Here is a 24,784-nt window from a genome sequence, read left to right on the forward strand (position 1 = left end):
TGCCTACGTGCTGGCTATCAACTTACAGACTGATTTTCTACGTACTGCCTCTCCGCCTACGCTCTGGTTTTCAACATACAAACGGCCTTTCTCGTGATCAATGGCGATTACGTACCAACTGATATCGGCGGGTCAAATACTCAAGAGGCACGCTCCAAACGTGTACCAACCGTGAGAAGGGGAATAGCACAAATAAGGTCAATCCTAACACGATATGTAGTTTGAAGACCCATGCCACATCGGTCAGATAGGCTGATGCACCGGTACGGAAAGTGGCAATTGATTGCGCCCAACCGACCAACTTCATCATCTCGCTACCATCCATATGCTGCGCTGAGAACGGGATACTCAGTAACCCCAAGCTGACCTGTACAAGCAGTAACACCAGGATCACGATATCCGCAGTCGTACTGGTCGCCCTGATCCGTGGGTTGGTCAACCTTCTGCGCAACAGCATTGCCCCGCCGATCAACACCATGACACCGCAGGCCCCCCCAGCAAACATCGCCAGTTTTTGTTTTACGTCTATCGGTAAGAAGGATTCGTACATCCAGTGTGGGGTCAACATCCCCAATACATGACCAAAGAATATCCCCAAGATCCCTATGTGGAATAAATTCGACGCCAATCGCACGCCTTTTTTATCCAACATCTGGCTGGAACCTGCCCGCCAGCTATATTGACCGTAATCGTAGCGTAGCCAGCTTCCTAACAGGAAAATCACTAATGCCAGATAAGGATAAATATCAAAAAAGAATTGATGTAGGAAGATCATAAACTGGCTCCTTTGTTATCCGCTAACCCACGGGATACAACGGCTTGCTTTGCCTCTGATGCGGACTGGACACTGAGATATTGCGGCAACACGGCACCGGAAAAGCGTTTTTGATGCGTGCTTTGCTGAGTGGATGAACAATTTTGCTGAGCCGTTGAACAGCCCTCTGCACCAAGGAATTTCACCTGCTCCTCTTCCCACACAGCATCCAGGGCTTTTGGCGTGTCATCACGGGTTTCGACAGCCACTTTATCGCCAAGGTTTTCACTGCGAATATCGCTGCCTGACAGGATTAACAGCAGATCAAATAACTGAGCATATTGGCTGTCACGCTGATGTAGACGTGCACCTAATAGCGCCAGAATGGGTGCAATGTCCTGCAAACCCATGGTGACCTCTTTCACCGGCTGGTTAGCCAAATATTCGAGATAGAGCGGCAGGAAATCCGGCAGTTCTTTGCAATCCAGGACTAATCCGGCTCGCTGATATTGCGCCATTAAATCCACCATCGCCTGGCCGCGATCCCGTGATTCCCCATGCACATGCTCGAACAACAACAACGACGTAGCACGGCCACGATCAAACAAACCGCAATAACTCGCCTGACAATCAAGCAGATCGCTATGACACAACGTGCTGATAAATTGCCTGAGCGTCTGGCACTGTTCAGCCGTGAGTTCACTGGCCTCAGTCAGTGCCTCAATAAGCTCTTGCTGGTGTTGCCACAGATCAGCATCCGGGTATTCCAGCAAGCGGGAAATGATCCGCAAACTCATCATAACTGGCCCCCCTGATCTGTCTTCTTAGTGACATCAACGGCATCAATACGGCGGCTATTAAACAAATTGAAGCGGCTATCACTGCCATGGCAACCATCACCAAAACTGAAACCACACCCTTTGCTTTCAGGGAAAGCATCGCGGGCGATTTCACGGTGACTGGATGGGATAACAAAGCGATCTTCATAATTGGCAATCGCCAGATAGCGGTACATCTCCTGCGCCTGCGCTTCGGTCAGCCCGACCGCCTCCAGCGCACTGAGATCAATTTTGCCATCAACGGTTTCAGCCCGCTTATAGTGGCGCATTGCCAGCATCCGTTTCAGTGCCATGATTACGGGTTGGGTATCACCGGCGGTCAATAAGTTAGCCAGATACTGAACCGGAATACGCAAGCTTTCCACATCAGGTAACACACCGCTGTGGGGCAGCATTCCGGAATCGGCCGCAGACTGAATTGGTGACAATGGCGGTACATACCATACCATCGGCAACGTGCGATACTCCGGGTGCAGCGGTAAGGCCAATTTCCATTCCACCGCCATTTTGTAAACAGGAGAGCGCTGGGCCGCCTCAATCACACTCAATGGGATGCCATCTTTCTCTGCCTGAGCAATAACGACCGGATCATGGGGGTCGAGGAAAATATCCATTTGCCGTTGATAAAGGCTCTTCTCATCAATGGCAGAAGCGGCCTGTTCGATGCCATCGGCGTCATACAGCAACACCCCCAGATAACGAATGCGCCCCACACAGGTCTCAGCACAGACTGTCGGTTCGCCAGATTCAATGCGTGGATAACAAAAAATGCACTTCTCTGATTTACCACTCTTCCAATTAAAATAGATTTTTTTATACGGACAGCCCGTCAGGCACATGCGCCAGCCTCGGCATTTGTCCTGATCAATCAGTACAATACCGTCTTCAGCCCGTTTATAAATCGCCCCACTAGGGCAGGTGGCAACACACGCTGGATTAAGGCAGTGTTCACATAAACGCGGCAAATACATCATGAAAGTATGTTCAAATTGCCCATACATCTCTTTTTGGATATGGGCGAAGTTCTGGTCTTTGGAGCGTTTAGAAAACTCCCCGCCCAGGATCTCTTCCCAGTTAGGGCCATTCTCAATTTTCTCCATCCGTTGCCCGGTAATAAGCGAACGTGGGCGAGCAACTGGCTGGTGTTTACCAGCCGGTGCGTTATGCAAATGCTGGTAATCAAAATCAAAGGGTTCGTAGTAGTCATCCAATGCCGGCACATCCGGGTTGGCAAAAATCTTGGAGAGAACGCCCACCCGGCTGCCCATACGTGGGGCCAGCTTGCCACTAATCTTGCGGATCCACCCGCCCTTCCATTTATTCTGATTTTCCCAATCGTGCGGATAACCCAGCCCTGGCTTGCTCTCGACGTTGTTAAACCAGGCATATTCCATACCTTCACGGCTGGTCCACACATTTTTGCAGGTTATCGAACAGGTATGGCAACCAATGCATTTATCGAGATTCAGGACCATGCCGACCTGTGAGCGGATTTTCATAGTTTACCCCCGGTGTTACCCGCGTTCTGCTGCTCGTCATCCAGCCAATCAATGTTATTCATCTTGCGTACCACCACGAATTCATCGCGATTGGACCCTACCGTGCCGTAGTAGTTAAAGCCGTAGGCTAATTGCGCGTAGCCGCCAATCATGTGAGTCGGTTTTGGGCTGATACGAGTGACCGAGTTATGGATACCGCCACGCTGACCGGTAATTTCAGAACCGGGGATATTAACAATGCGTTCCTGTGCGTGGTACATCATGGTCATACCCGATGGAATACGCTGGCTAACCACGGCACGGGCCGTTAAGGCACCATTGTTGTTAAACGCCTCAATCCAGTCGTTATCTTCGATTAATAGCGCTTTGGCATCCTCTTCACTCAGCCAGACAATCGGCCCTCCCCGCGACAACGTCAGCATCAACAGGTTGTCACTGTACGTTGAGTGAATACCCCACTTCTGATGAGGTGTCAGGAAGTTGAGCGCTTTCTCCGGGTTGCCGTTCGGCTTTTTGTTGAGTAATGGTTGCGCCGCACGGGTATCGATCGGCGGCCGATAGCACAGCAGACTCTCACCAAAAGCACGCATCCATTCATGGTCCTGATAAAGTTGCTGGCGGCCAGACAGGGTGCGCCATGGGATCAGCTCATGAACATTGGTGTAACAGGCATTGTAAGAAACATGTTCATCTTCCAGGCCGGACCAGGTTGGGCTGGAGATAATTTTGCGTGGTTGGGCCTGAATATCACGAAAACGAATCTTTTCATCTTCTTTATTCAGTGCCAAATGTGCATGTTCGCGGCCCGTCAGTTGTTCCAACGCCTGCCAGGCTTTGACGGCAACCTGCCCGTTAGTCTCTGGTGCCAGCGATAAAATCACCTCTGCGGCGTCAATCGCCGTATCAATTTTCGGCCGTCCGGCAGCAGGGCCGTCAGCATGGGTATGATTCAGTTGTTTAAGGAAATCGATTTCAGTTTGGGTATTCCAATTGATCCCCTTTCCGCCGTTACCCAATTTATCCAGCAACGGTCCCAGAGCAGTAAAACGGGCATAAGTCGCGGGATAATCACGTTCGACCACCATGATGTGAGGCGCAGTTTGACCCGGTATCAGCTCACACTCTCCTTTCTTCCAGTCCTTCACACCATACGGCTGCGCCAATTCTGCCGGTGAGTCATGTTGGATGGGCAAGGTCACCACATCGGTTTCCTGACCTAAATGCCCGACACAAACCCGTGAGAAGGTTTCGGCGATACCTTTGTAGATATCCCAATCACTTTTGGATTCCCATGCCGGATCCACTGCCGCAGACAAGGGGTGAATAAACGGATGCATATCCGAGGTATTCATGTCGTCTTTTTCATACCAGGTCGCCGTGGGCAGAATGATGTCTGAATAGAGGCAGGTGCTGGACATGCGGAAATCCAATGTCACCACCAAATCTAACTTGCCTTCACCGCCCTGATCTTGCCATTCCACCTCTTCCGGCTTCACCCCGCCCTGCTGGCCGAGATCTTTACCCTGAATCCCATTTTCCGTACCCAGTAAGTATTTGAGCATGTACTCATGCCCTTTACCGGAAGACCCCAGTAAGTTGGAGCGCCAGACAAACAGATTTCGGGGGAAGTTTTGTGGGTCATCAGGCTGCTCGGCAGCAAATCTCAACGCCCCACTTTTAAGACTATCGACGGTATAGTCCATCGGCGTTTGACCCGCTTGTTGCGCACGGGCAGCCAGTGTCAGCGGGTTACAATTCAGTTGAGGCGCGGAGGGCAACCACCCCATCCGCTCGGCGCGAACATTTAGATCAATCAAGCTCGGGCTAAAGCGCGTGCTATCTGCCAACGGCGATAATAACTGGGTGGTGCTGACCGTTTCATAACGCCACTGGCTAGAGTGGTTGTAGAAAAATGACGTGCCGTTCATATGACGCGGTGGACGCTGCCAGTCGAGGCCAAATGCCAATGGCAACCAACCGGTCTGTGGCCGCAGTTTCTCCTGCCCCACATAGTGCGCCCAGCCCCCGCCACTTTGCCCGACACAACCGCAGAAAATCAGCATGTTGATCAGGGCGCGGTACGTCATATCCATGTGGTACCAGTGGTTGATACCGGCACCGACGATAATCATCGAACGACCATGGGTTTTCTCGGCATTATCGGCAAACTCACGAGCAATGCGGATAATATCCTGACGCGCGACACCGGTAATTTTTTCAGCCCATGCCGGGGTATAAGCTTTAATATCGTCATAACTGCTGGCGGTATTTTCATCATCTAAACCACGATCCAGACCATAGTTAGCCATCATCAGGTCATAAACGCTGGTAACCAGAGCCTCACTGCCATCGGCCAATTGCAGCCGCTTAACCGGTAACTTATGTTGCAGCACTTCTTCCAGTACCACACTTTGGAAATTCTCACTGATTTCACCGCCAAAGTATGGGAAGCCAACGCTGGCGATATCATCGTGTTGCCCTAGCAAGCTCAGTTGTAAGGAGATTTCCTGGTGGGTTTGACTATCACGCTGTTCAAGATTCCATTTGCCTTTTTCACCCCAGCGATAGCCGATAGACCCCTGTGGCGCAACCAATTGCCCGCTGTTTCCCTCTATGGCAATGGTTTTCCATTCAGGATTATTAGCTTCTCCCAAGTTACCAACCAGATCAGCGGCACGCAGCAAGCGCCCAGCGGCGTAGTAACCTCCGTCACGTGGCTCGAGCAATACCAACATCGGCATATCGGTGTACTGCCGCATGTATTCAACAAAATAATGGCTTTGCCGCTGTAGATGGAATTCATTGAGGATCACATGGCCCATCGCCATCGCCATGGCGCTGTCTGTTCCTTGTTTTGGATTCAGCCACTGGTCGCACAGTTTCGCCACTTCCGCGTAATCAGGGGTCACCGCGACGGTCTTGGTGCCTTTATAACGGACCTCAGTAAAGAAGTGGGCATCGGGCGTCCGGGTCTGAGGAACATTCGAACCCCAGGCAATAATATAGGAGGAGTTATACCAATCAGCAGATTCTGGGACGTCAGTTTGCTCGCCCCACGTCATCGGTGAAGCGGGGGGCAGGTCACAATACCAATCATAGAAACTGAGGCAAACACCGCCAATCAGCGAAAGGTAACGTGCTCCTGCGGCATAAGAAACCATCGACATCGCTGGGATCGGCGAGAAGCCAATAATGCGGTCCGGGCCATACTGTTTCGCGGTATACACATTCGCCGCTGCAATCAGTTCATTCACTTCCTGCCAGCTTGAGCGGACAAAACCACCACGACCACGCGCTTGTTTGTAGCTTTTTGCCTGAACGCTATCACCGACGATTGAAGCCCATGCATCGACGGGATCACGATACTGCGCTTTGGCCGCACGCCACAACTGAATCAAGCTCTTACGCATCATCGGGTATTTCAAGCGGTTAGCACTGTACAGATACCAAGAATAACTGGCACCACGTGGGCAGCCACGAGGCTCATGATTAGGTAAGTCCGGGCGGGTGCGGGGGTAATCGGTTTGCTGGGTTTCCCAGGTCACCAAACCATTCTTGACATAAATCTTCCAGCTACAGGAGCCAGTACAATTAACGCCATGGGTAGAACGTACCACCTTATCGTGCTGCCAACGGCTACGATAGCCATCCTCCCAATCTCGATTAGTATCCAGAGTCTGGCCGTGGCCCTGCGCGAAAGGTTCGGCAAGTTGTTTAAAATAACGAAACCGGTCAAGAAATTTGCTCATCCGGAGATCTCCTGATTGTGGGACATAACGGCCCTGTTCATTTTTATAAGTGGATTAACATTGCTCAATGCTGTTGTTTATTTATCGAACCCTACTGATTACGTGTTTTTTGTCGCCATCCCACGATGGAGCTTGCGGCCATACACAAACCAGGTGATCAACACGCAGACCACATAGAAAATCACGAAGAGCTTCATCGCACCGGCCGGTGAACCGGTCAGGGCCAATGACGTACCAAATGATTTAGGAATGAAGAAACCGCCGATGGCCCCAATGGCGGAGATAAAGCCCAACGCCGCTGCCGACTCTCTGGCGGCATCCTGCTGCGCCTGTTTATCACTGCCGCCAGCGTTGATCACCCGGTCGAGAGTCAGTTTGCGGAAAATCACCGCGATCATCTGAAATGTCGAGCCGCTGCCTAATCCTGCGGTCAAAAACAGCATCATAAAGATGCCAAAGAAGGCCAAGAAAACGCCGTTAGAGTTCGCTCCCGGTAAGGTAAAGAAGAGCAAGACCGCAAATATTGCCATCAGGATAAAATTGATTAAGGTGACGCGGATTCCGCCGAAGCGATCAGCCAGTGCGCCGCCCACTGGACGCGCCAATGCCCCGAGCAACGGGCCGAAGAAGGCGTAATGCAGAATAATCACATCAGGAAATTGCGTTTTTGCCAGCATGGCAAAACCCGCGGAGAAACCAATAAATGAACCGAATGTGGCCAGATACAGCACCGCCAGAATCCACAAGTGGCCCCGCATCAATACCGGTAATTGCTGAGCAATAGAGGCTTTTGAGGCAGACAGGTCATTCATACCAAACCAGGCCACCACACTGAAAATCAGCAGGAATGGGATCCAGATATAAGCGGCATTTTGTAACCAGAGCTGGCTACCATCGGCTTGCGGATAGCCACTCCCCACAAACGCACCGAACATGCCCACAGAGATAGCAATAGGTGCAATAAATTGCATCACACTGACGCCAAGGTTGCCTAATCCCCCATTGAGGCCCAGTGCGCCCCCCTGTTTCGCTTTTGGAAAGAAGAAACTGATATTGGCCATACTGGACGCAAAGTTCGCACCAGCAAAACCACACAGCAACGAAATCAACACAAATGTGCCGTAAGAGGTTGTGCTGTCCTGTACCACGATGCCTAACCACAGGCAGGGAACGATCAGAAACAGTGTGCTGATGGCTGTCCAGCGGCGGCCACCGAAGACCGGAATGACAAAGGAGTAGGGAACACGTAGCAAAGCACCCGATACCGAAGGCAGTGCCGTCAGCATAAACAGTTGATCGGTGGTGAAGTTAAACCCGACTTTATTCAGATTCACCGCCACCGCACTGAACAACATCCAGACACAGAAGCTGAGTAACAGCGCCGGTACGGATATCCACAAATTGCGCTGGGCAACGCGGTAGCCCACTTGCTGCCAGAATTGTGGATCTTCTGGCAGCCACTGCTGTATTGACCTGCCACCCGGTAATTTTGCCGGGATAGTGGGAGATTTGGCGTGGGTTAATGGGGCTGAAGAGTGTGGCATTAATACCTCAGTCAGGGTGAGCATAAATGGAGAGTCATGTGCCACCCTAGGCACCCGAGGTCATTTCAAAGTTGATTTACATCAAGCGGATGTGAAGTTAACTTTCAGCCAACAATACCCACGCATCACTTATGGGTATCACTATTTTTAGTAAAAAATAGTTTTTTATCAATCAGTTATAATTATTTCTTTTTAACCAGAGTCGTGTTATTCCCCCGCCAGCTATTAGGGATTACTCCCTATTGGTTATGGGGTAATTGCCAAGGATGATGAAGAATACGGATCACCCCCTCTCATTCGGGATATTTTCTCTCCTCTCTGTCACAGGAATTAGCCATGAGTGAACAAGAAGCTGCAACCGTCCTGCTGATTGATGATCACCCTATGCTTAGACACGGCATTAAACAGTTAATTAGTATGGCACCGGGGTTATCCGTAGCAGGTGAAGCCAGTAACGGCGCACAAGGTGTCATTCTGGCCGCCGAACTTGATCCTGATCTGATCATGCTGGATTTAAATATGCCTGGGATGAATGGTCTGGAAACACTGGACCGATTGCGTCAACAACCGCTATCTGGACGGGTTGTGGTCTTTACTGTTTCTGATCATCAAGATGATGTTATCAGCGCATTAAAGCGTGGTGCGGATGGTTATCTATTGAAAGATATGGATCCAGAAGATTTGTTAGTCGCGCTATATGATGCGGCGGCAGGACAGATGGTTCTCAGCGATGCGCTGATGTCGATACTGGCGACTAACTTACGAGAGAATCGACCTGATACAGCACGTGATATCAACGCCCTCACGCCACGTGAACGCGATATCCTAAAGCTCATCGCCAAAGGATTACCGAATAAAATCATTGCCCGTAAGTTAATGATTGCAGAAAACACTGTCAAAGTTCATGTCAAACATCTGCTGAAAAAAATGAAACTCAAATCACGGGTTGAAGCTGCGGTATGGATGGTACAAGAGAAGGCACAGATGCCAATAGGCCCCTGAGCAGCGTGATTGGCTCAGAGATTCATCAGATACACCTTATTCACCAAGTGCGTCGCCCTGAAGGAGGCTGACAACTGAACGTAATTTACAACACCGCTAAAAATATCGCACAAATTTCCACAGGTATTTAATTGGTGTAACAAGCTGTTTAACAACATTAAAGATGATCTTTAATGTAGAAAATCAGATGAAAAAACCATTCACACCACCTATGTTAGTCAAGAATGGGGTTGCCATAAGGAATGTATTGTGGTTAAATAGCTTCATCGGTTTGGAACACAGACCTTATGAAAGCAGTTTTAGTAAAGCAGTTCTCAGTTCAAGCGTTATCATAGATATCCCTTCTCCGTGAGTCTCCTCCTAAGTGCCCAAGTAAGAAATCCTCTGAAAGACAGACCACGTTCGCTACACTATTGTGGCAAAAATAATTGAAGGAAGTATCTCTATGTCTAATAAAATGACTGGTTTAGTAAAATGGTTTGACGCTGGTAAAGGTTTTGGTTTCATCTCTCCGGCTGATGGCAGCAAAGATGTGTTCGTTCACTTCTCTGCTATCCAAAGCAATGATTTCAAAACTCTGGATGAAGGCCAAAATGTAGAGTTCTCTATCGAGAACGGCGCTAAAGGCCCCTCAGCAGTAAATGTAATCGCCCTGTAATTCAGTGTGATTCTGGGAGTTGGCAACCGACAGCGATGACGGGTTACCCCGAGCAGTGTTGCCAGCACCCACGTAAAAAAGTTATACCCGGTTGACCGTAACATTTATGTCCGCAGTTTTAGTAAAGCAGTTCCCCGTATTAGCGTTATCAGACAGATACCTCTTCTCCGTGAAATTCCTTCTAAGTGCCCCATAAGTTCTACCCAAGCCCATCTGGTCGCCTGTGGCGGCAATTAAAAATTATTGAAGGAAGTATCTCTATGTCTAATAAAATGACTGGTTTAGTAAAATGGTTTGACGCTGGTAAAGGTTTTGGTTTCATCTCTCCGGCTGATGGCAGCAAAGATGTGTTCGTTCACTTCTCTGCTATCCAAAGCAATGATTTCAAAACTCTGGATGAAGGCCAAAATGTAGAGTTCTCTATCGAGAACGGCGCTAAAGGCCCCTCAGCAGCCAATGTTATTGCTCTATAAGAGTCAATAATATCTCGGTGTGACTTTCAATCGCGATGAAGGTGATAGCCCAAAGCAATAAACTCATACCGAATAAAAAGAACCTGCCTCCGTGCAGGTTTTTTTGTGCCTATGACACCGGTACTGACATAAAAAACACCGCACTACCACGAGATCCTGAGTAACCGGCAAACATCATCATGGGTCAGAAGAATCATGTTACCGGACAAGAAATCGTTATATGGCTCAACTATCTCACCATCCTTGCGGGCTCACCCTTCATTCATCTGGAACAATGTGAAACCGTTGTTTAGTATGTCTGTATTCTGTCTACGTTATCAGCAAATCCTATATTTATGAAAAAACTCATTAAACGACTGGAGATCATTAAAAGCGGTATTGAGCTTGAAGATGACGACATTATTCGCCACCAACTCCCTTATCTTAAAGATGAGACTCAGGACCCCGTGCTGGTTTTTATCGTCATGGCGCTTGAACAGAGAAAATTCACCCAAGCTTTGGATGCGATCTCAACCTGGCTGGGAAGCAAGCAAGGGGTCACACAATGGCAGGATATTGAACTGGCCGCTTGCAAGCTTGAACTGAAAGCTATGGAGGAACAGTTAAGCGAATTAATTGATAAACGTAATGAACGTATTCAGCTACTGGATGACTTTAACGATCTCTATCTGGTGCGCCTTGGCCCGTTGATGAAGCAAATCCTTAACCTGCGCAGGCAGTTGGCAGAAAGCACTTTACGTAAAGCCGAGGCAGAAGCCCGACGCAGAGAACGCGATTATCGCAACTGCCAACAATATATTTCTCAAGCGATAGAGGAACTTACCTCGTTAAAACAACGCTGGTTGGCTCTCCCTTCTATCTCCAATGACACAATTGAGATACGAAACCGAATTCAGCAACAGACAGAATTGATTACCGCATTACTGGCTGAAATTAAAGAATTGGAAAACAGCTTTTGCACACGGAATACCGAGTCAACCCGCAACGCCCGTGAAGAAGCAAAAGAGAAATACGAACGTTATCAAGAACAGCAGACAGAGGCAGAACAACGACTTGATAATGATAGGAAACTCTCTTCTGAGCAACGCCAGGATCTCAAACGGTTGTGGCGGCAAGCCAGCCGGCTTTGCCATCCAGATCTCGTGGCTGATGCGTTTAAAGAAAAGGCCCATCAATTGATGGTTCAACTCAATCAAGCCCGCCAACGAGGTGACTTCCCCGCTATTCACGCGTTGCTGGAAAGTTTAAAGAAAGGGCTTGAGCCACTAATGGCCAGCGATATTATCGATGATCTTGAACGGTTACGCAGAAAAATCAGTGACGTTAGAAAACAAATTGACGCGATATTACACGAGATCGACGTGCTGAAAGGAGAAGAGTCATGGCGGCTTGCGACCTCTTTGCCTGACAAAGATAAATGGTTCAAAGAACAAGAAAATGTCTTATCCAAGACACTTAACATTCTTGAGCGGCAAGTTGAGGAAGCATCAAGAGTGCTCTATGAAGCATAATTCTATGAAGCATAATATTGTCTTAAAGCGTAAAAAACCCGCGCATGGACTGCCCCATAAAGTTGGACAGTCCATACCCAGGCTTATCAGGTAAGATTGAGCCAGCTACTGACTCAATAGCGCTTTCACATCCAGTAAGATAAATTCATTATCGTCCGCCTCATTAGGCTGGCGGCTGGAGGAGAATGGGAAATTATTATCGTTACCAACAATGATATGGTTAGCATCCACTACATCAACATTCTCAATGGTGAAGAACGGGAATGTCAGTACGCCGCTGTTTAAAGGTTTACGTGCCAAGCTCTGCGGGTCTTTAATATTTAGCAAATCAATATATGACACTTTTTCTACTGGTTTGCCGACATTGTCATCAGAGAAAGCAATTTTATAGACACGTTTAAACTTAGCTATCTGGCTAAAGCATTTATCCGTTGGCTCCCCTACCGCACAGGCTTTATCTGCCGTGCCCTCGCCGTTATCGCGTTCAATGACTAATCCATGGTTTGCATCGATCAGATTAAAATCGCCGATAGCATTCTGGTTATCTTCCAGCACATATTGCCAACTGCGCCCTGTCCATGCCTGATTTTTAACATCAAACTCCAACACTCTCAGGTAGCGTTTGCCATCGATATTCTCAAATTTTTCACCATCCCACAGCGCCCCCTCTAACATTGGGTACAACTTGCTGCCATCGGGCGAAACCGCCATCCCTTCAAATCCTTTTGAGCGCGCCACCTGAAAATTCTGTTCACCATCAGGAGCACCCGGCAGTGTAAGCGTCGGATTATCGGGTGATTTCACGACTTTACCATCAACCTGAGTCTCAAATACTGCCAGCACTTTTCCGTTCAAATCGGCTTTAATCAGATAAGGCCCGAACTCATCACCAATCCAAAGAGCATCATTGGCAAACTGGAAGCTTTCGGGATCAAAATCACTGCCGGTCAGATAACGTTTTTCGGTACTTTCATTAATGATATGAAACGGCACTTTTTTATCGGGGTCGTGCAGAAACACGGTTTGCAGTGGGGTTACATTGCCATTTTTGAAATCAATATTATAGTGATTGAGATAAAGCATGGCATCAGGTGAGTTAGCTTTGCTGCCAAAACCATTATCAGTTAGCACCCAATAAGTACCATCTGGCATATGCTTTATTCCCGAGTGCCCTTGTAGCGGTTGGCCGTTAATCGGTAATCCAATGCCCGTCAGTCGGTCGGCGGATTTAGCTGCCACAGAACCCAATGTGCTAACGCGTTGACCGCTAGTATATTTTCCGCTTTGTTGTAAATCAGTTGGAGCATCAGAAGGTGTTGCAACAGTCGATTTCACCGGCAGGACCGCATGTCCGGCAAGAACTGCGGGTACCTCAACGGCTTGTGCCCACGACGAAGTACTGAATGCGATGCTACTGGCCAGCAGCAGCAACCGGAATTTGCTCATGTGCATGTTAAGTTCCCTAATTATTTCTATTGCCCAAAGGTAAAAAGAAACTTCACTATAGGGAACCGGAGTGACAGAAATATTATCCCTGTTATTCTTTATGATTAATGCATAACCACTATGAATATTATTTAACGCATATAGCCCAAATAATTCAAGTTGCAGGAAGGCGGCACGCGAGAGACAAATCGTCAGGAACCGATTTGAACGCAGCTTGAAGTATGACGAGTATATTCATTCTCAAATAAGGTAATCCATGATGAAAGATAACGAATACCAACCGCCGAAAATCTGGACGGAAAACAATGCCAGCGGCGGTGTGTGGTCTAAAATCAATCGTCCAACAGCGGGTGCCCGATATGAAGCTGACCTGCCCGTAGGTAAACACCCGTTGCAGCTCTATTCCATGGGTACACCGAATGGCCAAAAGGTGACTATTCTGCTGGAAGAGTTGCTGGCGTTGGGGGAGAAAGGCGCAGAATATGATGCCCATTTGATTCGTATCAGTGAAGGCGATCAGTTCTCAAGTGGCTTTGTTAGCATCAATCCCAATTCAAAGATTCCGGCCCTGATGGACTATTCATCTACCCCACCAGTAAGGGTTTTTGAGTCTGGTGCCATTCTGCTTTATTTGGCAGATAAATTCGGTCATTTCTTACCAAAATCTCATGCAGCAAGAACTGAAGCGCTCAATTGGCTGTTCTGGCTACAAGGTGCAGCCCCTTATTTAGGTGGCGGTTTTGGGCATTTTTATCACTATGCACCAGTGAAGATTGAATACGCTATCGACCGTTTCACCATGGAAGCCAAGCGCCAGCTCGATTTACTCAACACTCAGCTCAAAACACATGAGTATATCGCGGGTGATGAGTACTCTATTGCGGATATCGCTATCTGGCCGTGGTACGGCAGCTTGGTGCTTGGCTTGCAATATGAAGCGGGTGAATTCCTGGATGTGAAATCCTATTCTCACCTGATTCGTTGGACAGAGACCATTGCGAAACGCCCTGCGGTGCAACGTGGCCGCATCGTTAACCGTACTTGGGGTGCGCCAGAAGAGCAATTACCTGAGCGCCATGATGCAGCAGATTTTGACCCACTCATAAAGTAAGTTTACTTACCTAATTAAGAGTACTGACATAAAAAAACACCGCGCGGCCATACCGTTGCGGTGTTTCTCTTTCACGCTTGATATCATGAGTATTGATTATTGCTGCTTACGTAATTCCATCCCTACATTCCCACCGGGATGAACCGCCAATAAAGTTTCTTTAGTAAAACCGGTACGCGCCATCAGGCAGGCACAGATAGCATCAAACAGCGCCAGTACTAAAACAATCGATGTTGTCGCTAACATATTCAGCGGATCGATCTCTTGCTTTACATGTGTCTTCAGCACCAACGCGGAGACCTGCGCAATCGCAGACTGTTCATTTTCCGTCACGCTGATAATCTTCACCTGCTTACGTTGCAAGGTGGGCAGCAAACGGGTTAACTCATCAGAATTACCGCCACGGGAAATCAAAATAATGATGTCCTGTGCGCCGAGAAACCCCAGATCACCGTGTGCCGCATCAGTTGCATTCAGGTAAATCGCCGGTTGCTCAACACAAGCTAGCATATGCGCCACTTTACGGGCCGCAATACCTGATGTCCCCACCCCCGTCACCGCAATTTTTCCACGGCATTCAGCCAAGGCATCCAGTACCTGCAACCATACCTGTTGATCGACATTCTCTTTTAATGCCGCCAGTTCGCGGCTGTAGATCATCCAGGCATCACTGGCCGCCAGCCACTCCCCATTCTGGCTCATGCGCCCTCCTTCATCAGTTCCTGATAGCGCATATGGTCGTGATACATCTGATGGAATACCCGGTACTTACGATCATAATAGGCTTTGATTTTATTGGTTTGTGGGGTCACGGTCTTACCTATGCGGCTCATGGCAGCCATTGCTTCCGGCAATGACTCAAACACCCCAGCAGCGACGGTTCCCATCATGGCACTCCCCAACAGCATCGCCTCACTCTCTTCTGGCAATAGCATGGCGCAGCCCGTCGCATTCGCATGTTCCTGCACAAATATTGGGTTCTTGGTGCCTCCGCCGCTGGCCATCATGGTGTCGATGTTATAACCATTCTGATTCATGGTTTCGATGATATGCCGTGTGCCCAATGCCAGCGCCTGAATGGTTGCCAAATAACGCAGTGCCATATCTTCTGGCGTGGTAGAGAGTTTCAGGCCAGTGATAATGCCCGTCAGATTTGGGTTGGCACGGGGAGAGCGGTTACCGTGGAAATACGGCAACATATGAATATCGTTAGTCAGGAACGCGATATTTTCAGGTTCACCCGCCATCTGACGCAAAATATAATTCAGCGCCTCATAGATCGTTTCGCCCTTATTTTTAGCCTGTTCCAGCAGTGCGGGATAGCAAGGATGTGATTGAATAATATGGTCAATCAAAGCACCCGTTGCCGACTGCCCGCCCTCGTTCAGCCAATATTCCGGTAAAATGGCCGAATAATATGGCCCCCAAATACCACTGATAAAGTGTGCTGAGCGCGACATCGCCATATGGGCGGTAGAGGTGCCACCAATCAGCGCAATCCGCCGATCAAAGTTAGCATTTTCCCCCGTCACACCACTGGCACCGAGAATGCCAATCGTCCCGGCGTGAGCATCAATAATCGACACACTGACCGCCGTACCGGGAATCAACCCCATTTCTGATGCCGCTCGCTGACTTAAACCATGCCCCAGCGGTGCCCCCATGGGTTTAACCGTCGCACCTATCTTCGCCGCGTTGTTATCCAGTAAATCGGCCAGCCCCACCAACTTGAAGTAGGACGGATCCCAGCGGTCTTCATGGCCCAGATAGGTCCATTTGCAGACCGTGGAACAGAGCGAACGGGTTTCATCTTTCGTGGCACGCCAGGTAAGAAAATCTGGTAGATCAAACAGATGGCCGACATTACTCCACGTGTTCGGCATATGTTGCTTTAACCACAATAGCTTTGGCGTCTGCATTTCTGGCGAAATCACACCACCGACAAACTCCAATACCGGGTGTTTGGTGGCATTAATCCGCTCCGCCTGAGTGATCGCCCGGTGGTCCATCCAAACAATCACATTTTGCTCATTGCGCCCTGAAGGACTAACCGTCAGTGGATCCCCTTGTTTATCCAGCACCACCAGCGAGCAAGTCGCATCAAAACCCAGCCCTTTGACCTGAATCGGGTTAATATCGGCCTGATTAACCGCATCACGCACCGCATTACACACCGCTTGCCAAATATTATCTGAAGACTGCTCAACAAAATCAGCCTTGGGTTTAAACATGGTGATTTCACGGCTGGCCTGCCCGACCATACGGCCCTGCAAATCGAATACTCCGGCTCTTGCGCTGCCGGTCCCTACGTCTACGCCGATAAAGTAACTTGCCATTGTTTTGTCCCTCAATTCTTAAGCTTTACGATTCTGTAATGCGATAAAGAGGATCAGTACCCCACCCCATAACGCCATGGTCAGGTAGCTACTCACCCCCAGCAAATTCAGGCCACTTTCCAGTAATTGCAGTACCACCAGCGCCAGGATCAAACCGATAATTCGCCCAAAGCCACCATCCGGATTAATCCCGCCCAGTACCGAGGCCAGAATGGTGACCAACAGATAGGATTCGCCATAACCGGCTTTGGCAGAGTTGAATTTTGCCATCATCAAAATGGCTGCTCCCCACCCCAGTAAAGCCGATAAGATATAGACCGCGATTTGTACCCGATGGGTATTCACGCCGCTAAAGCGGGTTGCCTGCTCATTGGAACCGACCAGATAGATACTGCGCCCCAGCGTGGTGTGCTCCAGTAATACCCACAGACCCGCGGCGACCAGTAGGAATAAGATCATCGCCACCGGAATACCGGCAATATCGCCGCTGCCAATGTACTGAATGACCGGCGGGAAACCGGAAATCACATCACCATTGGAGAGCAAAATATTCAGGCCAGTAATCAGTGTCATGGTGCCCAGCGTTGCCAGAATCGGCGACACGCCAATGACTGAGATCAATACCCCGTTCAAGGTACCAATCGCCACCGCGACCAGTAACCCAGCCACTAACGCCAACAGCAGAAACGCGGGTTGACCCGGATGGCTGACAATGATCGCCGCCATCACTAACGAGCACGCATTGGCACCGGCAATAATAGATAAGTTAATACCCCCGGTGAGCATGGTCAGCCCCATGCCCAACGCCAACATGCCTAAGATCGGCAACTGCGAAGACATCGACTGGAAATTACCTAAGCTGAAAAAGCGTTGCCCCAGGGTCAGTGAGAAGACCAACATCACCGCAATCAGAATCAGCAATTGCAGGCGGATAATACGGTCATCAGGGATAATTCGGTTTAACCAGGTCATCTCAGTGCTCCCTCAACAACTTGCGTTTTTCATTCCACGCGGTGGTACTGATACTCACCAAAATAATCACGCCACTGAAAACGGTATGCCAATAAGAAGAGACACTCAGTAGCGTTAAGCCGTTTTGCAGAAAAGCCAATAACATGACACCCAGCACCGTCCCGGTCAGTGAACCCCGCCCACCGCTCATACTGGTGCCACCAAGGACCACCGCAGCCAATACCGTTAACTCAAATCCCATCAAGGAGTTAGGTGCGACTGATTGGGAAATCTGAGCCTGTACTACCGCCGCCACGCCTGCCAATATGCCCATGTAGCCGTAGACATACAGGTGCAATCTAAAGATGTTAATGCCAAGACGGGAGGCAGCATCTTTATTGCTGCCCATGGCAAAAATCTGCCGCCCTAACCGGGTGTAATTCATCATGACACCGGTGAAGATGATGGTGCCCGCCAGACATAACAGCGGCAGTGTCAGGCCATAGTCGTAACCGTCACTGCCTTCAAATGAGAACCAGTTAATACCGGTCATAAACCAGTCTGGGAAGCCGTACAACCACGTCCCGTTGGTAAAGTAAACCAGCAGCCCATAGAACAGATTCAGCGTGGCGATGGTGATAATGATCGCCGGGACTTTCAGCCAATAAACCAATAGCCCGTTGATCAGCCCCAGCAACAGGCCAACCGCCATTGCCATGACCAATGCCAGCGGGAAGCTGCCACCATGCGTAATCACCCACGAAGCCATCACATACTGCGCGATAGCCGTGACCGCCGGGAAAGAGATATCAATGCCACCGGCAATCAGCACCACAAATAGACCGCAGGCTAAAATCCCCAAAATGGCATAACTGGTAGCCACATCGGTTAAATTCCCCAACGTCAGGAACTCAGGGCTTTGCACACTCAACCCGATAGCCAACAGCAACACCAGCAACCCGAGATAAAACTCATGGTGCCCCGTTAGTTGGCGCAGTTTTAGCTTATCCATTGACCACCTCGGCGATCTGTTGTTCGGTACACTGATGAGGATAAAACTCGGCGATCAATTCGCCTTTACGCATCACCAACACCCGGTGGCTGTTGTAATACGCCTCAGGGATCTCATCGCAAATCATCAATACCGCCATCCCTTGCTCTGCCAATGCCTTGGCAATATGGTAAATCCCTTCTTTGTTGGCGATATCGACACCTACAGTAGGTGAATCAAGGATCAAAATACGCGGTTGTGTCGCCACCCATTTGGCAATAGCAATGCGCTGAGCATTACCGCCAGACAGGGTTTTCACCGGCAGAGCAGTGTCCGATACTTTGATGTTCAGATCCCGCACCAACTTATCTACCAGTGCGGCGGCCTTGCTGTGATCCAGCAAGCCACTGCGGGTGTGTAATTGGTCAAAAACTGACACGATCGTGTTGTCATAGATCGACTGCTCCATGATCAAGCCCTGAGTCAGGCGATCCTCAGAGACATAGCCGATGCCATGGCGGATCGCATCACGGTTATGACGAAAACGCACCGGCTCACCGGCCACGAATATTTCGCCACTTTCGGGTTGCGTCATACCGAACAGACTGAGGCATAACTCCGTTCGCCCTGCCCCCAGCAAACCGGTGATAGAAACAATTTCACCTTGATGTAAAGTCAGGTCGATATTACGGAACTGTTCACCACGGCTCAGTTTCCTGATCTCCAGCAGCGGTGCCGCTTTGGCTGCCAACGGCGGTAACGGACTGTAAGTAAAGCGCTGGCCTGTCATTAGAAACGCCAGTTCATGGCTATCTAACTCGCTGGCTTGCCAGGTTCCTACCCATTTGCCATCGCGCATCACGCTGATCCGATCGGCCACTTCCATCACTTCATCCAGACGGTGGCTGACAAACACCACACAAATGCCTTGTGATTTCAGGTCACGGACCACATTCAACAAGCCTTTGACTTCCTGGCTGGTGAGTGAGGCGGTTGGCTCATCCATAATCACCAAGCGGGCATCGGCGGCGATAGCACGGCAAATTGCCACTAATTGGCGGTCAGCAATAGAGAGCTGTTCAACTTTCTTATCCAGATCCAGCGACACCCCGACGCGCTGCATCGCTGCCAGCGCCCGTTCACGCATACTTTTACGTTTTACCCAAAAATCCCCACCGGGCAGATAACGGTGGACGGCAATATTTTCTGCTACGGTTAAATTCGGGAATAGCGACAGATCTTGATAAATCACCTGCACGCCATAATAGAATGAGAGTTGCGGCGTAAGCTGATGAAGCAGCTTGCCGTCTATCAGGATACTGGCGCCTTTCTCTGGCTGATAAACTCCTGAAATCACTTTGATAATGGTGCTTTTGCCGCAGCCATTCTGGCCTGCCAGGCAGTGCACTTCTCCTTTGTTCAGCGTGAGATTCACCCCATCCAGCGCTAATACGCCGGGGAATCGCTTGCTGATATTTTCAAGAGTGATAAATGCGGTGGCCTGAGTCATGACAATACCTTCCCTAACGTCATAAATTTGACGTTATGTTCTACAACCATAGGGTGATAGTGGAGAAGACAGCAGGGCTATTTCCCCACTGTCTGTTTACTGGTAACTTACTGCATTACTGACAGCTTACTGTACTGGTAACGAATATCTTACTGCTGACCACGATGGATCTGCGGCCAATTCCCTGGTGTGGCACCTGAAAATCAGAAGCCTAACGTTTTAGCATTATCTTTGGTGACCTCGAGGATCTTGTTAAAACGGATCACCCCGTTCTTACTGTCCACATCGGCTTTACCCAAGCCATCGATGGTCAAATCTTCTGTCACTTTCTGGCCATTCAACAATTGATTGGCAATTTCTACTACCGCGAAACCGGCATCCTTTGGATCCCACAGCAAGGCTTTTTTGATATCGCCACGCATCAGATATGGTGCTGCCTGTGCAGGCATCGCAATACCCACGACAGCAATTTGGTCCTTAGCACGTTTCTTGGCAACCGCCTGACCTGCACCAATTGGCCCCAGTGAACCGAAACCAATAATCCCTTTCATTTGCGGATATGTTTTCATTAGATCCAGCGTGGTGGAGTAAGACTTATCAATATTCTCTGCCACCGGCAAACGCGGGGTGACTTCAAACATTTCTGGGTATTTTTCTTTCTGATACTTGATAGCGTAATCAGCCCAAGCGTTATGTAATGGCACCGTCAGGGAACCCACATAAATGGCATAGCCACCTTTGTTACCCATGGCTTTTGCCAGTTCATCCATATTGGCCTGAGCATATTTTTCGCTATCGATGGTTTCGACGTCCCACTGCCCGATACGTTGATCTGGGGATTCATGCGTCAACACCACAATGCCTTTCTCCTGTGCTTTCTTCAGCACGGGCTCCAACACTTTGGCATCGTTCGGCACCACAATAATGGCATCAACATTTTTCGCGATAAGATCTTCAATCACTTTAACTTGTTGCGCAGGGTCCGGTGTCGCTGGCCCAACTTGATAGGCATTGACATCCAGCTTCTTCGCGGCTTCATTTACCCCAACTTCCATGCGGGTAAACCAGGGGATACCGGTCACTTTCGCTACAACGGCAATCTCATGTTTTTTCTCTGCTGCCAGGGTTTGTGTGCTGAACAGCATGCATGCAGAAACGATACATACATTCAGTAATGCGAGATTAAATTTCATAGCAATACCTTCTTGTTTTTTTCAGGTAACGGAGCGGTTGCAAGGTAAGAAATCTTGTTATGTTGCAAAGTGATTGTTTTATTTTCATGTCACTATCATTCACACACCGAAGGTTAACAAAAAAACACAAGAGGCTGCTCGGCGGACCAGAGTGAAATGTGATACAAGCCCATTAAGGTTAATTTAAGTAATTTATTTGGTTAAAAATTAGTTAATAAAATTGATTTAAGAATAAATACGATCAAATAAATAGGATAAACAACCAATTAATTAACCATTTTATAACAAAAAATATGCAATCATGATTTTACACTTGCCATGTAGCACGTTAGCTACACTCAAAAGATAACCATCGATATAATCATGAGGCGAAATTGGGATAGACCTCTCATTTTCGAATGGCGACCCACCTCTGTTCACCTTTTTTAGATGAAACTTTCACACAATTATTTATAAGACCATATGCGGATAAATAACGCTGGTTTGCGTCAAGGGGGCGCTGGCTAGGTAGACTACGTTGATCTTTTCCTTTCATTCATCATGGATATGGTATAATCAGCGCAAAGCCGCCCTCGCTAACAAGTAGCCTGCCTTTGGTGTCAATCACTACGCGAATTCCCGCTTTTACTGTAAAAATTGCGTCAATTTTTGTATTCATGAAAACGATGATTGACCACTGGTGTCCGAAGATATGTATCGCTATCGAGTTATGTCCTTATGCGTTACACACTCGCACTTAACGCATAACGATAGAGTTCATATGATAAAGCCGCAGAAATTCCATATTTCCCTGCTACACCCACGCTATTGGCTAACCTGGTTTGGCCTTAGCGTACTGTTTTTGTTAGTTCAACTCCCTTACCCACTACTCAATAAATTGGGTGTTTGGTTGGGGCGAACCTCCATGCGCTTCCTCAAACGGCGGGTTTCCATTGCCCGACGTAATCTTGAACTCTGTTTTCCTGACATGGATAAACAAGTCCTTGAGCGGACTATCATCGGTAATTTCGAATCATTGGGCATGGGATTGCTGGAAACCGGGATGGCGTGGTTTTGGTCCGATACGCGGATACAGCGCTGGTTTTCCGTCTCCGGTTTGGAGAACCTGAAACGCGCACAACAGGGTAACCGTGGTGTACTGGTAATTGGCGTCCATTTTATGTCATTAGAGTTGGGTGGCCGGGTCATGGGGCAATGTCAGCCAATGATGGCGATGTATCGCCCACACAATAATAAAGTGATGGAGTTAGTGCAGACCTGGGGCCGTATGCGATCCAACAAAGCGATGTTGGATCGTAGAGACCTGCGCGGTATGGTGCGAGCATTGAAGCAGGGTGAAGCGGTATGGTTTGCACCAGATCAGGATTATGGCCCGCGCGGCAGCGTTTTTGCACCGCTGTTTGCCGTAGAACATGCGGCAACCACCAGCGGCACCTTTATGTTAGCCCGTTTGGCAAAACCCGCACTGCTGCCGTTAGTTTTATTGCGTAAAAAAGATTGCCGTGGCTATGACCTGCTGATCCAACCCGTGCTGGAAGACTACCCAATTGACGATGAGATAGCCGCCGCCAGCTATATGAATAAAGTGATCGAGAAAGAGATCATGCGCGCGCCGGAACAATATCTGTGGCTACACCGCCGCTTTAAAACCCGCCCAGTTGGCGAACCCTCGCTGTATTAATTTCACCAATTTATAGGCTGACAAAATCAAATGAAGGGGAAACGTGCCGTTGGGGTCGTAAGAATCACAGCCCATTTCATTCTGTGGTTTAATCGCTCAAATGTTGCATTGATACCGTTTTCTGAAGGACCAAGCATAATGAAATCGTTAGTCATCCTCTTAGCATTACTGATACCCGCCAGCGTAACGGCAAATACCCTCTTGGTTGAGCCTAAGGATACCAAACCAGCCCTGATCGATTCGTTATCAGCCACTTTTGCGATTGATAAAATCGCGATGTTAAAAAAAGAAAAAGGCGCAAATGAATCCAATCTGTACCTGCCTTTTGAACAAACAGAAGACGGTTTAGCTATCTTATTTGGCGATATCAATCAAGATGGTAAAATCGACGCGTTAGTCCCCTTTACCTGGGAAGGCCTCAATGGTCTTGACCAAGAAATACCCTCTAACGACTGGTACAGCTATTACGCCATTTATCTTCAGGATGACCAAGGCTGGAAACAGGTAGGGCAAATCCCGACAGGCACCTTTACCACGGATAATCAGACGCTATTAACCAACATTGAGGACGGGGTCATTTACGGGGAAATCATGCCACGTATGACGGATGATGACCCACAACCTCAACAGTGGGTATTACGTGCGCATCCAGAAAAAGACAATCTTCTTGTTCCGATCCCAACACCGCAGCCACTCGCTAATGCCCTGACCCTTAATCTGAGCAAAAAGCGGCCATTAACGCGAAATGCGTTAGTCACCGCCTTTGGTGAACCCATCAATATTGGTGACAATTATTTCTTAGTAGACGGAGATTGTGTCGGGCACCCAGACTGGAAATATTACCAATACCCCGGAGCCGCTTTTAATGTCAGCCAGGATGATAACAGTGTTGGAGTCAGTCACTTTATTGGCATTCCTGACAACCTGAGTTTAGTGCTGGGTGATCTTACTATCACTCAGAAAACCTCTGCACATCAATTAATTAAAGCATTATCTCAAAATGACAGTTTTACCGTTTCCCATACCAGCACCGATTTGCGAACAGATCTGGGGCAATCATCACCTTACTTTGACGATGCAAACGATATTTTCGCTCTGCGTCTGCCTTACTACACCGCTGGATTTGAGGCTTGGGCAAAGAAAAATGAAGCCAGAGAAGTACCCAATGATGAAGAAACAGACACATTCACCCGACAATTTTATTTCACCACGACAATTGGTGTGGCCCCAATTCAGAACAGTCCAACACGGCTGATGTTTTATTTCTTAGGGGACAAAATGGTCGCACTCAGTGTTATTTATGATGACGGTCAGGTTTGTATCTAAACAGCCCAAACAGGCACGCTTACGGACATAACTCAGCGTTTTCTCTTTTCGGGGTTATGTCTGTTAGACCATAACCTCCCCCCTCTAATAAGGCCGCCTTTGTTACCCTCTGATAAGCACAGTACTGCCAGACTGCTGCCCCCCCCCCGACTCTATCTTGAACGGTGAGGATAGGCAGAAAAGTAAAGCGTCCGCGCCAGCCCCCAGGGA

19 protein-coding genes are annotated in these 24,784 nt (G+C 48.7%); 7 read left to right on the plus strand and 12 right to left on the minus strand.

Annotated elements, in window-relative coordinates:
• Nucleotides 1-97: 97 nt before the first annotated feature.
• The 5 genes from narI to AC971_RS09140 form a co-directional block, all read right to left on the minus strand.
• A complete protein-coding gene (gene narI, locus AC971_RS09120; RefSeq protein ID WP_025381651.1) occupies nt 98-775 on the minus strand; it encodes a respiratory nitrate reductase subunit gamma in 678 nt (225 codons plus the stop codon).
• On the minus strand, nt 772-1,554 hold the full coding sequence (gene narJ / locus AC971_RS09125; protein ID WP_025381652.1) for a nitrate reductase molybdenum cofactor assembly chaperone: 783 nt from the start codon (nt 1,552-1,554) through the stop codon (nt 772-774). Before narJ ends, narI begins: the two co-directional genes overlap by 4 nt.
• Nucleotides 1,551-3,092 (minus strand): nitrate reductase subunit beta, encoded by a 1,542-nt coding sequence (gene narH, locus AC971_RS09130; protein ID WP_025381653.1) that lies wholly within the window; start codon nt 3,090-3,092, stop codon nt 1,551-1,553. Before narH ends, narJ begins: the two co-directional genes overlap by 4 nt.
• Entirely contained in the window at nt 3,089-6,841 is a 3,753-nt protein-coding gene (locus AC971_RS09135) for a nitrate reductase subunit alpha (protein ID WP_025381654.1), read from the minus strand. The genes narH and AC971_RS09135 overlap by 4 nt, the downstream gene beginning before the upstream one ends.
• Nucleotides 6,842-6,939: 98 nt before the next feature.
• On the minus strand, nt 6,940-8,385 hold the full coding sequence (locus AC971_RS09140; RefSeq protein WP_025381655.1) for a NarK family nitrate/nitrite MFS transporter: 1,446 nt from the start codon (nt 8,383-8,385) through the stop codon (nt 6,940-6,942).
• A gap of 336 nt (nt 8,386-8,721) precedes the next feature.
• On the opposite strand from AC971_RS09140, the gene narL reads away from it, so the two are divergent.
• From narL to AC971_RS09160, 4 genes are all read left to right on the plus strand, one after another.
• Entirely contained in the window at nt 8,722-9,387 is a 666-nt protein-coding gene (narL, locus tag AC971_RS09145) for a two-component system response regulator NarL (RefSeq protein WP_025381656.1), read from the plus strand.
• Between the two features lie 445 nt (nt 9,388-9,832).
• Entirely contained in the window at nt 9,833-10,045 is a 213-nt protein-coding gene (gene cspE, locus AC971_RS09150; RefSeq protein WP_011193172.1) for a transcription antiterminator/RNA stability regulator CspE, read from the plus strand.
• A gap of 260 nt (nt 10,046-10,305) precedes the next feature.
• The gene (gene cspE / locus AC971_RS09155; RefSeq protein WP_025381657.1) at nt 10,306-10,518 is read left to right on the plus strand and encodes a transcription antiterminator/RNA stability regulator CspE; all 213 of its coding nucleotides are present in this window, start codon (nt 10,306-10,308) and stop codon (nt 10,516-10,518) included.
• 335 nt (nt 10,519-10,853) lie between these two features.
• Nucleotides 10,854-12,029 carry a DNA repair protein gene (locus tag AC971_RS09160; RefSeq protein ID WP_025381658.1) on the plus strand — a complete coding sequence of 392 codons (1,176 nt, stop codon included), beginning with the start codon at nt 10,854-10,856 and terminating at the stop codon, nt 12,027-12,029.
• A 105-nt stretch (nt 12,030-12,134) separates the two neighbouring features.
• On the opposite strand, the gene AC971_RS09165 is transcribed toward AC971_RS09160, so the two are convergent.
• The gene (locus tag AC971_RS09165; protein ID WP_025381659.1) at nt 12,135-13,481 is read right to left on the minus strand and encodes an esterase-like activity of phytase family protein; all 1,347 of its coding nucleotides are present in this window, start codon (nt 13,479-13,481) and stop codon (nt 12,135-12,137) included.
• Between the two features lie 253 nt (nt 13,482-13,734).
• Here AC971_RS09165 and yghU point away from each other — a divergent pair, with 253 nt between their 5' ends.
• Complete coding sequence (yghU, locus tag AC971_RS09170) at nt 13,735-14,586, plus strand: glutathione-dependent disulfide-bond oxidoreductase (protein ID WP_025381660.1); 852 nt, start codon at nt 13,735-13,737, stop codon at nt 14,584-14,586.
• Between the two features lie 96 nt (nt 14,587-14,682).
• On the opposite strand, the gene AC971_RS09175 is transcribed toward yghU, so the two are convergent.
• From AC971_RS09175 to AC971_RS09200, 6 genes are all read right to left on the minus strand, one after another.
• Nucleotides 14,683-15,288: a KpsF/GutQ family sugar-phosphate isomerase gene (locus AC971_RS09175; protein WP_025381661.1), complete on the minus strand. Its 606-nt coding sequence runs from the start codon at nt 15,286-15,288 to the stop codon at nt 14,683-14,685.
• The gene (locus AC971_RS09180; RefSeq protein WP_025381662.1) at nt 15,285-16,922 is read right to left on the minus strand and encodes an FGGY-family carbohydrate kinase; all 1,638 of its coding nucleotides are present in this window, start codon (nt 16,920-16,922) and stop codon (nt 15,285-15,287) included. The genes AC971_RS09175 and AC971_RS09180 overlap by 4 nt, the downstream gene beginning before the upstream one ends.
• An 18-nt stretch (nt 16,923-16,940) precedes the next feature.
• Entirely contained in the window at nt 16,941-17,894 is a 954-nt protein-coding gene (locus AC971_RS09185; RefSeq protein WP_011193178.1) for an ABC transporter permease, read from the minus strand.
• 1 nt (nt 17,895) lies between these two features.
• On the minus strand, nt 17,896-18,885 hold the full coding sequence (locus AC971_RS09190; RefSeq protein ID WP_025381663.1) for an ABC transporter permease: 990 nt from the start codon (nt 18,883-18,885) through the stop codon (nt 17,896-17,898).
• Complete coding sequence (locus tag AC971_RS09195; RefSeq protein ID WP_025381664.1) at nt 18,878-20,374, minus strand: sugar ABC transporter ATP-binding protein; 1,497 nt, start codon at nt 20,372-20,374, stop codon at nt 18,878-18,880. The genes AC971_RS09190 and AC971_RS09195 overlap by 8 nt, the downstream gene beginning before the upstream one ends.
• 203 nt (nt 20,375-20,577) lie before the next feature.
• Nucleotides 20,578-21,567, minus strand: a complete 990-nt coding sequence (locus AC971_RS09200) for an autoinducer 2 ABC transporter substrate-binding protein (RefSeq protein ID WP_025381665.1) — start codon at nt 21,565-21,567, stop codon at nt 20,578-20,580.
• A 760-nt stretch (nt 21,568-22,327) separates the two neighbouring features.
• Between AC971_RS09200 and lpxP the strand changes: the two genes are divergently transcribed.
• Nucleotides 22,328-23,248 (plus strand): kdo(2)-lipid IV(A) palmitoleoyltransferase, encoded by a 921-nt coding sequence (gene lpxP / locus AC971_RS09205; RefSeq protein WP_025381666.1) that lies wholly within the window; start codon nt 22,328-22,330, stop codon nt 23,246-23,248.
• A 138-nt stretch (nt 23,249-23,386) separates the two neighbouring features.
• Nucleotides 23,387-24,574 carry a hypothetical protein gene (locus tag AC971_RS09210; protein ID WP_025381667.1) on the plus strand — a complete coding sequence of 396 codons (1,188 nt, stop codon included), beginning with the start codon at nt 23,387-23,389 and terminating at the stop codon, nt 24,572-24,574.
• The last annotated feature ends 210 nt before the right edge of the window (nt 24,575-24,784 follow it).

It is taken from the genome of Yersinia similis (genome assembly GCF_001053095.1).
In the GTDB taxonomy this organism is placed as follows: Bacteria; Pseudomonadota; Gammaproteobacteria; order Enterobacterales; family Enterobacteriaceae; genus Yersinia; species Yersinia similis.

Excerpts from the sequence above, each read along its gene's own strand:
- AC971_RS09210 (WP_025381667.1), top strand. The coding sequence starts at position 23,387 with ATGAAATCGTTAGTCATCCTCTTAGCATTACTGATACCCGCCAGCGTA.
- narJ (WP_025381652.1), bottom strand. The coding sequence starts at position 1,554 with ATGATGAGTTTGCGGATCATTTCCCGCTTGCTGGAATACCCGGATGCT.
- cspE (WP_025381657.1), top strand. The coding sequence starts at position 10,306 with ATGTCTAATAAAATGACTGGTTTAGTAAAATGGTTTGACGCTGGTAAA.
- AC971_RS09165 (WP_025381659.1), bottom strand. The coding sequence starts at position 13,481 with ATGCACATGAGCAAATTCCGGTTGCTGCTGCTGGCCAGTAGCATCGCA.
- AC971_RS09140 (WP_025381655.1), bottom strand. The coding sequence starts at position 8,385 with ATGCCACACTCTTCAGCCCCATTAACCCACGCCAAATCTCCCACTATC.
- AC971_RS09185 (WP_011193178.1), bottom strand. The coding sequence starts at position 17,894 with ATGACCTGGTTAAACCGAATTATCCCTGATGACCGTATTATCCGCCTG.
- AC971_RS09190 (WP_025381663.1), bottom strand. The coding sequence starts at position 18,885 with ATGGATAAGCTAAAACTGCGCCAACTAACGGGGCACCATGAGTTTTAT.
- AC971_RS09135 (WP_025381654.1), bottom strand. The coding sequence starts at position 6,841 with ATGAGCAAATTTCTTGACCGGTTTCGTTATTTTAAACAACTTGCCGAA.
- cspE (WP_011193172.1), top strand. The coding sequence starts at position 9,833 with ATGTCTAATAAAATGACTGGTTTAGTAAAATGGTTTGACGCTGGTAAA.
- narL (WP_025381656.1), top strand. The coding sequence starts at position 8,722 with ATGAGTGAACAAGAAGCTGCAACCGTCCTGCTGATTGATGATCACCCT.
- lpxP (WP_025381666.1), top strand. The coding sequence starts at position 22,328 with ATGATAAAGCCGCAGAAATTCCATATTTCCCTGCTACACCCACGCTAT.
- narI (WP_025381651.1), bottom strand. The coding sequence starts at position 775 with ATGATCTTCCTACATCAATTCTTTTTTGATATTTATCCTTATCTGGCA.
- AC971_RS09200 (WP_025381665.1), bottom strand. The coding sequence starts at position 21,567 with ATGAAATTTAATCTCGCATTACTGAATGTATGTATCGTTTCTGCATGC.
- yghU (WP_025381660.1), top strand. The coding sequence starts at position 13,735 with ATGAAAGATAACGAATACCAACCGCCGAAAATCTGGACGGAAAACAAT.
- narH (WP_025381653.1), bottom strand. The coding sequence starts at position 3,092 with ATGAAAATCCGCTCACAGGTCGGCATGGTCCTGAATCTCGATAAATGC.
- AC971_RS09160 (WP_025381658.1), top strand. The coding sequence starts at position 10,854 with ATGAAAAAACTCATTAAACGACTGGAGATCATTAAAAGCGGTATTGAG.
- AC971_RS09195 (WP_025381664.1), bottom strand. The coding sequence starts at position 20,374 with ATGACTCAGGCCACCGCATTTATCACTCTTGAAAATATCAGCAAGCGA.
- AC971_RS09175 (WP_025381661.1), bottom strand. The coding sequence starts at position 15,288 with ATGAGCCAGAATGGGGAGTGGCTGGCGGCCAGTGATGCCTGGATGATC.
- AC971_RS09180 (WP_025381662.1), bottom strand. The coding sequence starts at position 16,922 with ATGGCAAGTTACTTTATCGGCGTAGACGTAGGGACCGGCAGCGCAAGA.